The organism is Pantoea sp. B65, assembly GCF_047308185.1.
In the GTDB taxonomy this organism is placed as follows: domain Bacteria; phylum Pseudomonadota; class Gammaproteobacteria; order Enterobacterales; family Enterobacteriaceae; genus Erwinia.
Genome location: NZ_JAHXPU010000041.1, coordinates 20,762 through 36,904 on the forward strand (window position 1 = coordinate 20,762; position 16,143 = coordinate 36,904).

Sequence of the window (16,143 nt, forward strand, 5' to 3'; positions counted from 1 at the left end):
TCCCATAACTTCACGCAACATTAAAATCCGAGGCTATCCAGCAGATCGTCAACCTGATCCTGATTGGCAACCACACCCGGCGCATCGCTATGTATCTGCGGGCCGTTTAGCAGAGTAGTGCTCTCTTTCTTCGTGCGCTGACTACCTTCCGGCATGTTATCAATCAACACCATCAGCAGTTGACGTTCAATCTCCTGCACCACATCCATCATGCGCTTGATTACCTGGCCCGTCAGGTCCTGGAAGTCCTGCGCCATCATGATTTCCATCAGCTGCGCATTGGTAAACGAGGTATGGACCGGCACGATTTCCAGATAGCTACGGGTATCCGAAACCAGTGAGCGCGCGTCGGAAAGCTCAATGGGATTTTCAAACCACTCATCCCAGCGCCCCTTTAGATCTTTGGCGCCATTCTCTAACTCCGTCTGGCGAGGTTGTGAAGCCTCCACACAGTTCAGGGCGCGCTCCGCAGCCTGTGCTGTCATTTGTACTACATAGTCGAGACGATCACGGGCGTCCGGAATCGCTTCCGCTGCTTCGGCAATCGCTTTATCAAGACCCAGTTCACGCAGACTGTCACGTAACATACGTGTCAGTGAGCCAATCTGCGCAATGATATCTTGGGCAGGTGCCGGGTTGGTGCTTGGTTTCGGAAGTTCGCTCATCACGTCTCCTTACATACCCAGTTTTTCGAAGATTTTACCTAACTTCTCTTCCAGGGTTGCTGCAGTAAAAGGTTTAACTACATAGCCACTGGCACCCGCCTGCGCAGCCGCGACAATGTTCTCTTTTTTGGCCTCTGCCGTTACCATAAGTACCGGTAACTTCCCCATCGCACTATCAGCGCGAATGGTTTGCAATAATTCAAGCCCGTCCATATTCGGCATATTCCAGTCGGAAATAACGAAATCAAAAACGCCCGCCCGCAGTTTATTCAGCGCATCTGCACCGTCCTCTGCTTCTTCGACATTATTAAAGCCAAGCTCTTTGAGTAAGTTGCGTACAATACGACGCATCGTATTGAAATCGTCAACCACCAAAAAGCGCATGTTTTTATCAACCATATCAACTCCTGTGTTATCTCGACCCGCGGGACGGGCTTTGGTTAGATGCGTAATGCCTGTCCGGCGCTAATTTTTGCCAACATGTGCTGGCTGATCTGGTGGAGATCCACCACCTCACTGGCCGCCCCGTGCGCAATAGCCTCACGCGGCATACCGAAAACCACACAACTTGCTTCGTTCTGAGCAATGGTCCATGCCCCCGCCTGATGCATGGCCTTTAAGCCTACTGCGCCATCGTTACCCATGCCGGTGAGGATCACTCCCACCGCATTACGTCCGGCATACTGCGCCACCGAGTGGAATAACACGTCGACCGACGGTTTATGACGATTGACCGGCGGGCCTTCATTCAGTTTCACCTGATAGTTAGCGCCGCTACGCGTCAGTTCCATATGCATGGCCCCTGGGGCGATATAGGCGTGCCCTGGTAAAATACGCTCGCCGTCTTCCGCTTCCTTCACCGTAATCTGGCACAGCTTGTTCAGCCGCTCGGCAAAAGAGCGGGTGAAACCCGGCGGCATATGCTGGGTTATCAGCAACGCCGGGCTGGTGGCGGGCAGTGGCTGTAACACATGACGGATCGCCTCAGTGCCACCAGTTGATGCGCCAATGGCAATTAACTTCTCACTACTGAGCAACGGACCCGCTTTCAGCATTACCAGTGGCACATCACTCATACGAACATGCAGTTTGGCGCGGGCGGCGGCGCGCACTTTATCGGCAATCATCTGGCTATACGCCAGCATGCCTTCGCGGATGCCCAGCTGCGGCTTGGTAACAAAATCTACCGCGCCCAGTTCCAGTGCCCGCAGCGTCACTTCGGAACCTTTTCCGGTCAGCGATGACACCATCACCACCGGCATCGGACGTAAACGCATTAACTTTTCCAGAAAATCAAGACCATCCATACGCGGCATCTCGACATCCAGCGTTAAAACCTGTGGATTGTATTGCTTGATCAAATCGCGCGCGGCCAGAGGGTCCGGTGCCGTTGCCACCATTTCCATATCCGGGTGGCTGTTAATAATCTCCGTCATTAACTGCCGCATTAGCGCTGAGTCATCAACGCACATGACTGTGATTTTGCTCATTTTCTTTCCTTAGTCAGCCCATAGACTGTCTGTCCGCGCAGATAGAACTCTTTACTTATCTGGCTGAAGTTTTCCGAATGCCCCGCGAACAGCAGGCCACCAGGTTTCAGCAACGGAACAAAACGCCGCAGGATCTTTTCTTGTGTTTCTTTATCGAAGTAGATCATTACGTTACGGCAGAAAATGACATCGAAAGGTCCGGGTAGCGACCACTCCGGTGCCAGCAGATTAAGTTGGGCAAAAGTCACCAGATTCGACAGTTCCGGACGAGCTCTGACCATACCGGCATGAGGCCCGGTGCCGCGCAGGAAAAAGCGCTGCATCTGCTGCGGCGATAAAGTACGCAGCTCTTCCTGGCGATAGACCCCTGCCAGCGCCTTTTCCAGTACCTGCGTATCAATATCGGTGGCATGGATCTGAAACTTCCCTGGTCCGGTCCCCAGCGTTTCCGCCAGAGTCATCGCTATCGAATACGGTTCTTCACCGGTTGATGCCGCGGTACTCCAGACACTAAAGTTTCCGGTACGCTGTTTCGCATGTTCCGCCAAAATCGGGAAATGGTGCGCTTCACGAAAAAAAGCCGTCAGGTTAGTGGTGAGCGCATTAACAAACGCCTGCCACTCCGCGCTATTAGGGTCGTGTTCCAGCAACGCCAGATAAGCACCAAAGTCATCAATATCAAGCGTACGCAGGCGACGAACCAAACGGTTGTAAACCATCTCACGTTTGTGATCGGCGAGTACGATGCCAGCACGTTGATATATTAGCTGGCTGATACGACGGAAATGCGTATCCGATAGCGGCAGACGCTGTACCATTTGGGACAGCAGCGTGGCGTTTTCGGGCGCTGCCTGCAACGTCGATTTTTTCATCTAAGGCCACCCAGCAAAAGGCTGATTAAAGGGTTAATACGATGCCACTTCCTTGCGTTACTTCCCTGGAGGTCACCAGCGACAACCGGAAAAATATGGCGTCTGCTTCAGCAGCGAGAAAAACTCGCGTTACAGCGGTGCTGAGCAGCGCGGCATACCTTTTCGGCGCTTCGGTGACAGATGCCGCTTCCTATTCCAGCGCGACGTTCTGTTGCCTGACCTTATCCCGATAACTGACCGTCTGGGCGACCCGTGCCGCCCGCTACGGGCGGCGCAAATACCTTGTCAGAAAGTTTCCCAGTTACTGTCAGAACCCTTATTGCCCGCTTTTGGCGATGAAGCAGCCAGCGCGGCAACCGGAGCGGTTTTATTTGCTATATTTATGTTAACGGCGCGATCAGAAATTTCTTTACGAATTCTGAACACCGCGACTGCCTGCGACAGTCTGCTGGCCTGTTCTTCCAGCGCACCAGCCGCTGCCGCCGACTGTTCAACCAGTGAAGCATTCTGCTGAGTAACCCGGTCCATCTCGGTCACCGCCAGGCCAATCTGGTCGATACCCCGGCTCTGCTCATCAGAAGCCGTGGCGATTTCGCCCATGATGTCGGTAACGCGGGTAACGGCATTCACAATGTCGTGCATCGTTTCGCCAGCACTTTCGACCAGTACAGATCCGGTATCGACCCGATTAACGGATTCTTCAATCAGTGTCTTAATTTCTTTCGCCGCCTGGGCGCTGCGCTGCGCCAGACTACGCACTTCGCCTGCCACCACCGCAAAGCCACGGCCCTGTTCACCGGCACGCGCCGCTTCTACCGCCGCGTTCAGCGCCAGAATATTGGTCTGGAAGGCAATGCCATCGATAACGCTGATAATGTCAGCGATTTTGCGCGAACTGCCGGCAATATCACTCATGGTTCGCACCACGCCATCGACCACTTTGCCGCCCTTCTCCGCCGTTTCTGAGGCACTGAGCGCCAGCTTTGATGCCTGACGGGCATTTTCGGCATTCTGTTTCACCGTGGCCGTCAGCTGCTCCATACTGGCAGCGGTCTGTTCCAGCGACGACGCCTGTTCTTCGGTTCGTGCCGACAAATCATTGTTGCCGGCGGAAATTTCGCTGGCGCCGGTATAAATCGCGTCGGAACCGTCACGCACATCGCTGACCGTTTTCACCAGCTCCTGCTGCATATGCTGCAGACTGGAGGCCAGCTGACTCATTTCACTGCGCCCTTCTACCGCGATTGGCTGCGTCAGATCGCCGCTGGCGATATGGCGGATATGATCAATGGTGATATCCAGTGGACGTAACAGGATGTGATGCATGCCGCGCCACACCAGCACAACTATCGCCAGCAGCGCCAGCAACACAATGCCGAGCACCCACATCGCCTGCTGATAAGCCGCATCATTTTGTGCCGACCCGTGGGCAAACAGATCGCCGGTATTATTCAGCCAGCTGTTATAAGCCGCTTCAAAACCATTCTGAAAACCCTGTGTCGGTTGATCGACAAAACCTTTAATATCGCCGCTACTCAACATCCGAATCAGCTCAGCAAGGGCATCATGAAGAATCAGATAATTATCCGTCACGGCTTTCGCATGACTGAGGGTTTTAACATCATCAGGCAATTCGCCAATATAGAGCGCGTACTGTTGTTCGGCCGTCGCCAGCTGAGTTTTCGCCAGCGTTAATAATTCTGACATCCCGGTACCGGTGCCCATTTTATTATTATCGAGCATATAGCGCATACCTGCGCGATTAAGGGTATTACGGGTCTGAATTAAGGCTATCCATGAAGCGGTCAGATTAGTCTGTTCGCGACGGAGTTGCTCGGTAAGAGCGAAATTAGCTTTATCACTTTTTAATGCCTGAAAAAACAACCCGCCAGACATTAATTGCAGGGCGCCAAATATGGCCAGTACTAAAATAAGACTGGTCACCACTTTCATACGCTTAAACATGCTTTCCCTTATCACTTTGCCATCAACAGAATTACAATGCTCTCTGTAGGGGATTATCGGCAGCGCAAGGGGAACCTTTACGGTGGGGGCAGCAACACTGCCCCCAAATAATTAAAATGTTTCCCAGTTACCTTCTGAAGTTGCTGGCGCGGCGGCTTTTTGCACCGCCGGCGCGGCTAAAGAGCGCGGCGCTGGCCGGCGGGCATCGGCAATAGCCTTCTCCGCACGCACTTTAAATACCGCCACCGCCTGGCTTAAATGGCTGGCCTGCTGCTCCAGCGCGGCGGCGGCGGCGGCTGACTGTTCCACCAGCGCGGCGTTCTGCTGGGTCACGCGGTCCATTTCCGTTACCGCCAGTCCGACCTGGTCAATACCACGACTCTGCTCATCCGACGCCGAGGCGATCTCCCCCATAATATCGGTGACACGCGTTACCGCGCCGACGATATCATTCATGGTTGAACCGGCGCTTTCCACCAGGGTGGAGCCGGTATTAACCCGGCTGACAGAGTCTTCAATCAGGGTCTTAATCTCTTTCGCCGCCTGGGCGCTGCGCTGCGCCAGACTGCGCACTTCGCCGGCCACCACCGCAAAACCACGGCCCTGTTCACCGGCGCGCGCCGCTTCTACCGCCGCGTTCAGCGCCAGAATATTGGTCTGGAAGGCAATGCCATCGATAACACTGATGATATCGGCGATTTTCTTCGAACTGCCGGCGATATCGCTCATGGTTTTCACCACACCATCCACCACCTGGCCACCTTTGCGGGCGGTTTCCGAGGCGCTGAGCGCCAGTTGCGACGCCTGACGGGCGTTTTCGGCGTTCTGCTTCACGGTGGCCGTCAGTTGCTCCATACTGGCGGCGGTTTCTTCCAGCGATGCCGCCTGCTCTTCGGTACGGGCAGAGAGATCGTTATTACCGGCAGAAATTTCACTCGCTCCGGTGAAGATCGCGTCGGAACCATCACGCACATCACTCACCGTACGCACCAGCTCCTGCTGCATATGCTGCAGGCTGGACGCCAGCTGACTCATTTCACTGCGACCTTCTACTGCGATAGGCTGAGTTAAATCACCGGCAGCAATATGTTTGATATGGACGATAGTCTGCTGCAACGGTTGCAGTAAAATGCGTTGTAAACCAACCCAGCACACCACAATCACCGCCACCACCAGCAGCATAATACTGCCCAGAATCCACATCATCTGCTGATAAGCCGACTGGTTCTGTTGCACGCCGGCTGCAGTCAGTACCGCCTGCGCTTCACGCCATTTGCCATAAATGGCCTGCATGCCGTTTTGTTTCTGCTCAACATTCAGGCCGAACATCTCTTTCAGCTGATTATTGGTCATCATGGCCAACATCTGTTCCAGCGCACCGCTGTAAATATTAAAGTTCTGTTCCAGCTCATCGGACAGATTTTTATTCAGCCCCGGAGTATCAGGGGTAGATTTATAATCAGCATAATACTGCTTTGCCTGCGCCAGCTGTTTCTTCCCCTGCTCTGCTAACACCGCCAGCGAAGAGGTATCATTACTTTGCATACGCAACATACCGCGGTTAAGGGTAATACGCGTCTGATTAAGTGCAATCCATGCATCGGTAAATAACGCCACATTCATACTGGCATTTTGGGCTACGGCGAAATTATCTTTATCGTTTTTTAGCGCACTAAAAAACAGGCCACCAGAGACTAACTGCAAGGCGCCAAAAACCATAAGCACCAGAATTAAGCTGGTTACCACCTTGATACTTTTAAACATATTTGCCCTTGATATGTGCTAAGTGAAAGTTAACAATTTAATTGCTATAACGATGGAGGGAGTTTATTCGCGCTCGGAAATGTTTTTATATGCACAGTTATAATTATTATCAATTAAAAACAGATGCGGGGCCGGTTAACCCCGGCCCCGCATCTGTCAATTATGCGCTACGCAGCGTATCCATCAGTTCCATCTCTTCACTGCTCAGCAGTTTTTCGATGTCAACCAGAATAAGCATACGTTCACCCAGCGCACCCAGCCCGGTGAGGTATTCCGTGGACATGGTGACCGCGAATTCTGGCGAAGGACGAATTTGCTCCTGCGTCAGAGACAGCACGTCAGAAACGCCATCTACCACGATACCCACCACACGACGTTCCAGATTCAGGACGATCACCACGGTATTATCGTTGTAATCGACATCAGGCTGGTCGAATTTAATCCGCAGGTCGATAATCGGCACAATAACGCCGCGCAGATTAGTCACACCTTTAATAAACTGTGGGGTGTTAGCGATGCGCGTTACCTGATCGTAACCGCGGATCTCCTGCACCTTCAGAATATCAATACCATACTCTTCATCACCGAGTGTAAATACCAGGAACTCCTGGCCTACGCTTTCGCCAGTGATTTTAGTGACATTTGCCAATCCAGTCATAAGTCTACCCTTAATCGGTTACAATTAGGCTGCGGCACCGCCGGCCACACGCTTTTCTCGGTTTAAAGATTGCAGTGCCGAGACGTCTACGATCAGCGCCACGCTGCCATCACCGAGGATGGTGGCGGCTGAAATACCCGGCACTTTGCGATAGTTGCTTTCAAGGTTTTTGACCACCACCTGGTGCTGGCCAATGAGCTGATCAACTAACAACGCATAGCGTTTTCCGGCGCTCTGCAGGATCACCACGATGCCCTGCGTCGCTTCAGTTTTAGCGCCCTGAACTTCAAATACATTCCACATTTCCACCAGTGGCAGATATTCGCCACGTACCTCCAGCACGCGTTCACCACCCGCCAGCGGGTGAAGATCTGCGGCCAGCGGCTGCAGTGATTCCATCACCGCATTCAGTGGCAGAATAAACACCTCTTCCGCCACTCGTACCGACATACCGTCAAGGATCGCCAGCGTCAGCGGCAGCAAAATGCGGATGGTGGTGCCTTTGCCCTGCCGGGAGCTGATTTCGACGTGGCCGCCCATCTCCTGGATGTTCCGTTTCACCACGTCCATGCCCACGCCGCGGCCGGAAACATCGGTGACCTGCTCAGCGGTCGAGAAGCCCGGGGCAAAAATCAGCATGCCGACTTCTTCATCACTCATCGTATCGCTTACCTGCATCCCCGAAGAGTGCGCCTTGGCAAGAATACGTTCGCGGTTCAGACCGGCGCCATCATCGGTCACTTCAATGCAGATATTTCCGCCCTGATGTTCCGCTGATAAGATCAGATTACCGACCGCCGTTTTACCCGCCGCCATACGTTTATCCGGCGATTCAATGCCGTGATCGAGACTGTTACGCACCAGATGGGTTAACGGGTCGATAATGCGCTCGATCAGACTCTTATCCAGTTCGGTCGAGCTGCCCTGTAGCGTCAGTTCCACCTCTTTGCCCAGTTTGCTGGCCAGATCACGCACCAGACGTGGGAAGCGGCTGAACACATACTCCATCGGCATCATACGAATCGACATTACCGATTCCTGCAGATCGCGGGCATTACGCTCCAGCTGACCCATGCTGTTCAGCAACTCACCATGATTAACCGGGTCAAGTTCGCTGGAACGCTGCGCCAGCATCGACTGGGTAATCACCAGCTCACCGACCAGGTTGATCAGCTGATCGACCTTCTCCACCGCCACGCGGATACTGCTTGATTCGCTGCCGCGGGCCGGAGCGGCTTTTTTCGCTTCGCGTTTGGCAACTGGCGTAATATCACTGACCGTGGCCAGTTGCGGCTCATCTTCCGCCACGTCAGCCGCTTCTACCGCCGCCGGCGCCGCTTCGACCACCGCGGCGACCGCTGCCGGCGCCGGTTGATCCATAAATTTGATCTGGGCTTCGTCGATGACAAAACACAGCACCGCAACGATGTCATCTTTACCGACCGATGAATCGAGCGTCACCTCTACGGAAGTCTGTCCTTTGGTAATATCACTGAGCGTGCCGAGGTTACCCAGCTCTTCCAGCATTAGATCGACTTCATTCGGCTTCAGATCGACCAGCGCCAGACGCACACCGGCAGCAGCAACCACCACAGGCTCTGCAGCAGCGCTGGCTTTTTTCGCTGGCTCAATAACTTCGCCTTTCGCTTCCAGCGCCAGCTGGCGCAACGCCTGACAGATATACTTAAACGTCTCAGCGTTCGGTTCCGTAGCGGTTTTATAGGCATCTAACTGTTCCTGCATAATATCTTTAGTTTCCAAAAACAGGTTGATGATATCGGTGCTGAGCTGCATTTCACCGCGGCGTGCACCGTCCAGAATGTTCTCCAGAATATGCGTGGTTTCCTGTAATACAGTGAAACCAAAGGTACCCGCTCCGCCTTTAATCGAATGGGCCGCACGGAAAATGGCGTTTAGCTGTTCCGAATCGGGCTCCTGTGGATCAAGTCCTAGCAGGTGTTGTTCCATGTCAGCCAGCAATTCGTCGGCTTCATCGAAAAACGTTTGGTAAAAATCGCTAATATCCATGCTCACGTTATCACCTCGGCTGTGAGTCGCGATTAGGCTGCGACGGACTGGCAGGCGCGGCCGGTAATGTGCTTACCGGTTGCGGCTGCGTGTTCGGGGCGGCCTGTGAAGGTTTAGGGTCTGGTGTTAATTCCGCGGCCGACGGCTCAGCCGGTGCGGTAACGTGTTTCATACTGTCTGCGTCGTTGATCTGTACTGCATCACTTTCGGCGTTCTCTTTTTCTATCTGCGCTTCGGTATCATGATTCAATACCAGCAAACTAATACGACGGTTTACCGCATCCTGCCCATCGCGATTTTTCAGTCTCATGGTGTCAGCCATGCCCACCACGCGCAGCATCTTGCTGCCATCCAGACCGCCAATCGCCAGTTCACGGCGTGAGGCGTTGGCACGGTCCGCCGACAGTTCCCAGTTGCTATAGCCGCGATCGCCATTGGCATACTTGAAATCATCGGTGTGTCCCGCCAGACTGATGCGGTTCGGAATATCGTTGAGGATCGGCGCAATCGCCCGCAGGATATCGCGCATATAAGGCTCAACGTCCGCACTGCCGGTCTTAAACATCGGGCGGTTCTGACTATCGATAATCTGAATACGCAGCCCCTCCTCCACCATGTTAATAATAAGATGTGGGCGCAACGCGCGCAGACGCGGGTCAGCCTCAATCAACTGGTCAAGCTTTTCACGCAGACGGTTCAGGCGGATTTCATCCAGCTTGCGTTTCTCCGCGTCCAGATCGACCATTTTTCTTACTTCCCCTTTCTGCTGGGTCGGATCATCACCGCCGCCAGGAATCGGACTTGAGCTATCGCTACTGCGCTGTCCGCCGGTCAGAGCCACTTTAAGTGGAGTACGGAAATATTCAGCAATTTGTACCAGTTGCTTAGGGTTAGAAATCGCCAGCAACCACATCACCAGGAAAAAGGCCATCATCGCCGTCATAAAGTCGGCATAGGCGATTTTCCATGACCCATGCGAACCCTCATGTTTTTTCGAGTTGCGCCGCTTTACCAGCACAATCGGGTGGTTGCTATTTTTCATGCGTCCTGGTCCGAAGTCTGTGCCGCTGGTGATTTGGCATTACGTACATGCTCTTCCAGCTCAATAAACGACGGTCGATCCGTGGAGTAAAGGGTCTTACGACCAAACTCCACCGCAATCTGCGGCGCATAGCCATTCAGGCTTGAAAGTAATGTCACCTTAATACACTGTAGAATCTTGGTGGTTTCGGAACACTTCTGCCGCAGCACTGCTGATAATGGCGAAATAAAACCGTATGCCAGCAGGATGCCAAGGAAGGTACCCACCATCGCATTGGCAATTAACGCGCCCAGTTCCGCTGCCGGGCGATCCGCTGACGCCAGCGCGTGTACCACGCCCATTACCGCGGCAACGATACCGAATGCCGGTAACGAGTCCCCTACCGCACCCAGCGCCTGTGCAGGCACATCACACTCATGCTCATAAGTTTCAATCTCTTCATCCATCAGGGCTTCGATTTCAAATGCGTTCATATTCCCACTCACCATTAGCCGCAGATAGTCGGTTATAAAGTCTACTAAACGGTTATCGGCAACAATGCGCGGGTAATTAGCAAAGATTTCACTTTCACGTGGACTTTCAATATCCCTTTCCAGTGATAGCATGCCCTGCTGGCGCGACTTCGCCATCAGGCGATATAACAACGCCATCAGGTCCATATAGACCGCTTTGTTATATTTTGAGCCTTTCATCAATAACGGTAAGGCCTTCATTGTGGCTTTTATTGATTTGCCATTATTGCCGACAATAAAGGCACCAATGCCTGCACCGCCGATAATCAATAATTCTGAGGGTTGGTACAGCGCGCCAAGATGACCACCGACCATCATGTAGCCCCCCAGCACACAGCCTGTTACCATCAAATATCCCAATATAACCAGCACAATAAATCCTTACGTCTCAAGTAACGTGTTGGTGTAAGTTAAGCCAGAGAGCCGAAGGTGTTATTCGTTAAACGTGGGGCAAAAAAAAGCAGCGGTTAAAAACCGCTGCTGGATGTCATTCCACGTTTCGAACAATCTTAAACGGCGCGTTTAACCTGTTCATCCAGCAGTTGTGGAATACTATCGGCAGACTCCGTGGAAAGTTTACGTCTTTTTACCGCGCGTGATGGTGGCTGGCACAGGCTGCAGACAAAGCTGCCAACCGGCTGATGCGTATGATTAATAAAACTGCCGTTACAACATTTGCAGCTGGACAACTCCAGCATGCCGCTCTCGACAAAGCGCACCAGCGTCCAGGCACGAGTCAGCGCCAGCAACGGGACTTCATCGGCATGAGGGCACTGCTCCAGGTAGAGACGGTAAGCTTTGATCACCGCCTCCACGCCGTTGCACAATCCGCTTTTCAGTAAAAACTGCCAGGCATTACAAAACATAGAGGCATGAATATTCTGTTCCCAGGTCATAAACCAGTCGGTAGAGAATGGCAGCATGCCTTTAGGTGGTGGACTGCCTCGTAGCTCTTTATATAATTTGATCAGACGCCCGCGACTGAGCTGCGTTTCGCTCTCCAGCATTTGTAAGCGCGCACCCAGCGAGATTAACTCCATCGCCAGTTGAATATCACGGGCTTCACGAACAATACTTTTCTCAACCATTATCCAGCCCTCTTTTTCGGCAAATCTTCAACTTTTGGTGAAGCATCGCGTAATAAACGACTGGATAACAGGATACCGGTATGGACTTGCTGTAAATCATCCACACGTGATTCCTGCGTTAAACGATTAATAGTTTGGTGGTCGGTAAAGCGGAACTGGCATACCAGTTGATTGGTTTCGGCCAGTTTAACCATTTCTGGTAAGGTTAATTTTGCCAACGCATCAGCCATCGGTTCATCGATCCCGAGGCGAAACATTGCAGAGGCTTTTTCCTGGTTAATTAAACGTTGTGCGAGCAATAAATATGACAAATTGATGTCGTAAATATGTTTGAGTAATTCTGATGTACCCATTATTTTTTCCATCCTGACTGACGCTACTTCATTAACGTTCACGGAATAAAATTCCGCTACCCTGGTTGCTGGTTTGGTAAATCTGAAGATGGCAAAAACATGTGGCTGTAGCCAAACGTTAGCTGAAACTATGCTGTTTCTAGCCGGATACTGCCTCAGTGAGTCGTCTTACCCATTTTGCCTTCACTCTGGCCTGAGTTTTAACAATCTTCCCTGAAGTGCGCCTTCATCTTTTAAGAATATTCTGAAAGCAACGCAACTCTATCCCCTCTGATTTCTACATACAACGAGCGAAGCAGGTAATTTTAGATAAAGTGTGACACAGATCACACTTTTAAGCCAAATCTTTTCGACTAACCCATCAGTTACGCTTTTGATTAGAACAAAAAATAACCAATTACCCCATTTTTTGCCAAATTCAGCCCGAAGGGATTCATTAGCCAATAAAAATGCTTACTTTTAAGTCATTTTAAAATAACACCACGGATAATTGCTTATAAATTAACATTTAAATCTAATTAAAATACAAAAATCAGCACAAAACACCAAACAAACACCACAACATCGGCGTAAAAAATTAGTTTCCCACAGAAACTATTTACACGATAAGCAGATTAAAAACGGGGATAACGGCAGTGTTTACGCAGCGTAGCGCAATGATTCGTTAACATTTTAAGAGTAGCGTTCAGGAGACGGTAAAGCATGTAACAGGAGGTTACATAAGGGAATTGAATGTTTTCGCGATCTCGAACGGATTTCGTCATTACTATCGGCCCACCCGAATTTTTCTTTAGCTAAAAAGTGGATTTTTTTATTTTATCCCTTTTTTAGTCTGTTTTTTGTACTATTTTAACTAACAAGCATCATTTTCACCTTTGTTGATACTTAAATATTCTGGCGATTTTTCAGCTGTTTAGTCAGTCAGGTTGCGGAGGATAAAATGGCTTACAACCACGCATTGGTTGCGATTACACTGGCAGAAGAGAGCCATCTGCTGGTAGCAAAGGCGGTATCAATTGTACGCCCCGATGGCGGCAAAGTAAGTCTGATCACTCTGGCTGCCGATCCTGAACTCTATAACCATTTTGCCGCGCCGATGCTCGAAAACCCGCGCCAGCTCATGCATGAGGAGCTGCAGCTGTTTATCGCTGAACTGAAAGCCAGGGCAAATTACCCGATATCTCATTGCCATATTGCCTGCGGCGAACTGGGTCACCACCTGATTGCCAACTGTCGCCAGCACCAGATTGATCTGGTGGTCTGCGGCAACCATAACCAGCACTTTTTTAAACGTTTACTTAGCCCGGCGCGGCGGGTGATCAATTGCAGCGAAATTGACGTGCTGATTGTGCCGTTGTAGCACCGATGCCAAAATTTTAAGCGCTCAGTAATAATAAAAAAGGAGCCATAAATGGCTCCTTTGGCTATATTATTTCGGGCGGTATTGCTACACCCTTTATTTATATCAGGCTAATCGCGGAAAGGTGGCGACCTTATTGGCCACCTCGTGATCGTCAGCACGGGACGCAATCGACTGCAGATCTTGCAGGAAGCTCTCGCGCCAGTGAGTGATATCGTTTTTACGCAATACCGCCATCATGTCATTGTAACGCGAAATGCGCTCGGTTCGTGGCATGGTCAGCGCCCGGTCCAGCGCCGCCGCCACCTCATCACGATCATAAGGGTTGACGATTAACGCTGCGGTCAGCTCATTCGCCGCACCGGCAAAACGCGACAGCACCAGTACCCCCGGATCGTCCGGGTCCTGCGAGGCGACATACTCCTTCGCCACCAGATTCATCCCGTCGCGTAATGGCGTCACCAGCCCGACATCGGTCAGCCGGAAAATCTTCATCAGCAGACGACGGTCAAAGTGCTGGTTAAGGTAGTAGAGCGGCGTCCAGCCCAGCGTGCCATATTTACCGTTAATGCGACCCGCTTCGGTTTCCAGCTGATGACGAATATCCTGGTAAGCCTGCACATCACCACGGGAAGTTGGCGCAATCTGCGAATAGCGGATATTGCCGCGATGCTGAGGAAAGTTTTCCAGCAATGCTTCATAGGCCAGAAAACGCTCCGGCAACCCTTTCGAGTAATCCAGACGCTCACAGGCGATAATATTTTTCGCATCACCCAGTTCACGCTTCATGGCGGCCATTTTCGGCGGCAGCGGTCCTTCTGCCATCTCTTTAATACTTTCTGGCTCAATACCGATCGGATACACCTCGGTGGCGAAGGTATTGCCAAAAGCCCGATGCCGCTTCGGCCCTTTGTTTTGCACCTGGGTCAACAACGTCAGACTTTCGAGGAAGGCGGTACGGTCACTTTCCGTCTGGAAACCCAGCAGATCGTAATCGCACATCATTTCCAGCAGTTCCTGATGCGGAGGCAACGCGTTGAAAATTTCCGGCGTAGGAAAAGGAATATGCAGGAAGAAGCCGATACGGTTCTTCATGCCCAGTTTACGACAGGCGGCGGCGAACGGCAGCAGATGGTAGTCGTGGATCCACAGAATATCATCCGGCTCCACTAAGGGTTGCAGGCGCTGCGCCAGCAGTTCGTTAACCCGGCAGTAGCCTTCCCAGGCTTCACGCTGGAACTGCACCAGATCCAGCCGGTAGTGGAAAGCGGGCCACACTACCGTATTGGAGAACTGACAGTAATAGAGATCGTAATCGTTCTGGCTCAGGCTGAATGACGCATAGGTAATACCATCCTGTTTAACGATCCCCAGTTGTTCCTCATCGTCCTCTTCGGTAATGGTGCTGATTTCACCATTCCAGCCAAACCATAATCCACCGGTTTTTTTCAGCGCATCCAGAATACCGACTGCCAAACCACCAGCACTGGCCTTCGAATCATCGGGTACAGCGATACGGTTAGATACGACCACTAAGCGACTCATAACCTTTACTCCTTACCGACGTTGTCTTGTCTTGATCTAATTGTAATTTCATCTGCTCCAGCCAGGCATAAACCTCGTCCACGCCCTTCAGGCGATAACGGGCATGGCTGGAACCTTCACCGACTTTCACTGATAAACCCTGCATGGCGTTCACCACCAGGAATCCAGCTTCATCAGTCAAATCATCACCAATAAATACCGGAATACGTCCGGCAAAAGGCGCTTCCTGCATAAAGGCCCGGATTGCCGCGCTCTTATCGGTTCCCTGCGGTTTTAATTCCACAACGCATTTCCCCGGCTGGAGCGCCAGCATCGGGAAGCGCTCAACCATTGACTCTGCCAGTTGCAACACCTGGCTTTCATACTGCATTGCCTGACGGTAATGCAGCGCAAACGCCATGCCTTTGGTTTCCAGCTGAGTGCCAGGCCAGTTGGCCATACTGCTATTCAGCATGGCGTCGAGTGCGGCGACCACCTGCGCGGGCAGCGTAAGACAGTGCAGCTCGCCGCGGGCATCACGGCGCTCAGCGCCATGAACCCCCGCCAGCGGCACCTGTAATGGCGCGGCCAGCGCATCCAGCTGGGCGATCGGCCGGCCGGAGATGAGCGCCAGCGCACCGTGACTCAGCGTCGATATGGCTTGCAGGTTATGACGTACCGCCGCCGGGATCGACACCTCATCAGGGCGCGGTTTAATGGCAGCCAGCGTGCCATCGACATCGAAGAAAAACGCGTAGAGGCCGCCACCTATGGAAGGGAATACATCGGATTCTCTGGTCACACCTTTCCTCCTGTCTGCAT

At 52.1% G+C, this 16,143-nt stretch carries 15 protein-coding genes; 1 reads left to right on the forward strand and 14 read right to left on the reverse strand.

Annotated features, from left to right (window positions below; genetic code table 11):
- Positions 1 to 20: 20 nt before the first annotated feature.
- From cheZ to flhD, 12 genes are all read right to left on the reverse strand, one after another.
- On the reverse strand, positions 21 to 665 hold the full coding sequence (gene cheZ, locus JWF83_RS20460; protein ID WP_413652252.1) for a protein phosphatase CheZ: 645 nt from the start codon (positions 663 to 665) through the stop codon (positions 21 to 23).
- 9 nt (positions 666 to 674) lie between these two features.
- Entirely contained in the window at positions 675 to 1,064 is a 390-nt protein-coding gene (gene cheY, locus JWF83_RS20465) for a chemotaxis response regulator CheY (RefSeq protein ID WP_413652253.1), read from the reverse strand.
- Between the two features lie 41 nt (positions 1,065 to 1,105).
- Positions 1,106 to 2,155, reverse strand: coding sequence for a protein-glutamate methylesterase/protein-glutamine glutaminase (locus JWF83_RS20470; RefSeq protein WP_413652254.1), 1,050 nt, complete (start codon positions 2,153 to 2,155; stop codon positions 1,106 to 1,108).
- Complete coding sequence (gene cheR, locus JWF83_RS20475) at positions 2,152 to 3,027, reverse strand: protein-glutamate O-methyltransferase CheR (RefSeq protein WP_413652255.1); 876 nt, start codon at positions 3,025 to 3,027, stop codon at positions 2,152 to 2,154. The genes JWF83_RS20470 and cheR overlap by 4 nt, the downstream gene beginning before the upstream one ends.
- A 285-nt stretch (positions 3,028 to 3,312) precedes the next feature.
- Positions 3,313 to 4,992 (reverse strand): methyl-accepting chemotaxis protein, encoded by a 1,680-nt coding sequence (locus tag JWF83_RS20480; protein ID WP_413652256.1) that lies wholly within the window; start codon positions 4,990 to 4,992, stop codon positions 3,313 to 3,315.
- A 111-nt stretch (positions 4,993 to 5,103) separates the two neighbouring features.
- The gene (locus JWF83_RS20485; protein WP_413652257.1) at positions 5,104 to 6,756 is read right to left on the reverse strand and encodes a methyl-accepting chemotaxis protein; all 1,653 of its coding nucleotides are present in this window, start codon (positions 6,754 to 6,756) and stop codon (positions 5,104 to 5,106) included.
- A 160-nt stretch (positions 6,757 to 6,916) separates the two neighbouring features.
- The gene (cheW, locus tag JWF83_RS20490) at positions 6,917 to 7,414 is read right to left on the reverse strand and encodes a chemotaxis protein CheW (protein ID WP_413652258.1); all 498 of its coding nucleotides are present in this window, start codon (positions 7,412 to 7,414) and stop codon (positions 6,917 to 6,919) included.
- Between the two features lie 24 nt (positions 7,415 to 7,438).
- On the reverse strand, positions 7,439 to 9,442 hold the full coding sequence (gene cheA, locus JWF83_RS20495; protein ID WP_413652475.1) for a chemotaxis protein CheA: 2,004 nt from the start codon (positions 9,440 to 9,442) through the stop codon (positions 7,439 to 7,441).
- Positions 9,443 to 9,452: 10 nt separating this feature from the next.
- Positions 9,453 to 10,484 (reverse strand): flagellar motor protein MotB, encoded by a 1,032-nt coding sequence (gene motB, locus JWF83_RS20500; RefSeq protein ID WP_413652259.1) that lies wholly within the window; start codon positions 10,482 to 10,484, stop codon positions 9,453 to 9,455.
- On the reverse strand, positions 10,481 to 11,368 hold the full coding sequence (motA, locus tag JWF83_RS20505) for a flagellar motor stator protein MotA (protein ID WP_413652260.1): 888 nt from the start codon (positions 11,366 to 11,368) through the stop codon (positions 10,481 to 10,483). The genes motB and motA overlap by 4 nt, the downstream gene beginning before the upstream one ends.
- A gap of 137 nt (positions 11,369 to 11,505) precedes the next feature.
- Positions 11,506 to 12,084, reverse strand: a complete 579-nt coding sequence (gene flhC / locus JWF83_RS20510) for a flagellar transcriptional regulator FlhC (RefSeq protein ID WP_413652261.1) — start codon at positions 12,082 to 12,084, stop codon at positions 11,506 to 11,508.
- Entirely contained in the window at positions 12,084 to 12,437 is a 354-nt protein-coding gene (gene flhD / locus JWF83_RS20515; RefSeq protein ID WP_413652262.1) for a flagellar transcriptional regulator FlhD, read from the reverse strand. Before flhD ends, flhC begins: the two co-directional genes overlap by 1 nt.
- A gap of 940 nt (positions 12,438 to 13,377) precedes the next feature.
- Here flhD and uspC point away from each other — a divergent pair.
- Positions 13,378 to 13,797: a universal stress protein UspC gene (uspC, locus tag JWF83_RS20520; protein WP_413652263.1), complete on the forward strand. Its 420-nt coding sequence runs from the start codon at positions 13,378 to 13,380 to the stop codon at positions 13,795 to 13,797.
- A 105-nt stretch (positions 13,798 to 13,902) separates the two neighbouring features.
- On the opposite strand, the gene otsA is transcribed toward uspC, so the two are convergent.
- The gene (gene otsA / locus JWF83_RS20525) at positions 13,903 to 15,342 is read right to left on the reverse strand and encodes an alpha,alpha-trehalose-phosphate synthase (protein WP_413652264.1); all 1,440 of its coding nucleotides are present in this window, start codon (positions 15,340 to 15,342) and stop codon (positions 13,903 to 13,905) included.
- Positions 15,317 to 16,123: a trehalose-phosphatase gene (otsB, locus tag JWF83_RS20530; RefSeq protein ID WP_413652265.1), complete on the reverse strand. Its 807-nt coding sequence runs from the start codon at positions 16,121 to 16,123 to the stop codon at positions 15,317 to 15,319. The genes otsA and otsB overlap by 26 nt, the downstream gene beginning before the upstream one ends.
- Positions 16,124 to 16,143: the final 20 nt, after the last annotated feature.

Bases quoted from the DNA above. Each gene is read 5' to 3' on its own strand.
- cheR (WP_413652255.1), bottom strand. From the start codon at position 3,027: ATGAAAAAATCGACGTTGCAGGCAGCGCCCGAAAACGCCACGCTGCTG.
- motB (WP_413652259.1), bottom strand. From the start codon at position 10,484: ATGAAAAATAGCAACCACCCGATTGTGCTGGTAAAGCGGCGCAACTCG.
- otsA (WP_413652264.1), bottom strand. From the start codon at position 15,342: ATGAGTCGCTTAGTGGTCGTATCTAACCGTATCGCTGTACCCGATGAT.
- JWF83_RS20480 (WP_413652256.1), bottom strand. From the start codon at position 4,992: ATGTTTAAGCGTATGAAAGTGGTGACCAGTCTTATTTTAGTACTGGCC.
- cheY (WP_413652253.1), bottom strand. From the start codon at position 1,064: ATGGTTGATAAAAACATGCGCTTTTTGGTGGTTGACGATTTCAATACG.
- flhC (WP_413652261.1), bottom strand. From the start codon at position 12,084: ATGGTTGAGAAAAGTATTGTTCGTGAAGCCCGTGATATTCAACTGGCG.
- JWF83_RS20470 (WP_413652254.1), bottom strand. From the start codon at position 2,155: ATGAGCAAAATCACAGTCATGTGCGTTGATGACTCAGCGCTAATGCGG.
- uspC (WP_413652263.1), top strand. From the start codon at position 13,378: ATGGCTTACAACCACGCATTGGTTGCGATTACACTGGCAGAAGAGAGC.
- cheA (WP_413652475.1), bottom strand. From the start codon at position 9,442: ATGGATATTAGCGATTTTTACCAAACGTTTTTCGATGAAGCCGACGAA.
- cheW (WP_413652258.1), bottom strand. From the start codon at position 7,414: ATGACTGGATTGGCAAATGTCACTAAAATCACTGGCGAAAGCGTAGGC.
- JWF83_RS20485 (WP_413652257.1), bottom strand. From the start codon at position 6,756: ATGTTTAAAAGTATCAAGGTGGTAACCAGCTTAATTCTGGTGCTTATG.
- cheZ (WP_413652252.1), bottom strand. From the start codon at position 665: ATGAGCGAACTTCCGAAACCAAGCACCAACCCGGCACCTGCCCAAGAT.
- flhD (WP_413652262.1), bottom strand. From the start codon at position 12,437: ATGGGTACATCAGAATTACTCAAACATATTTACGACATCAATTTGTCA.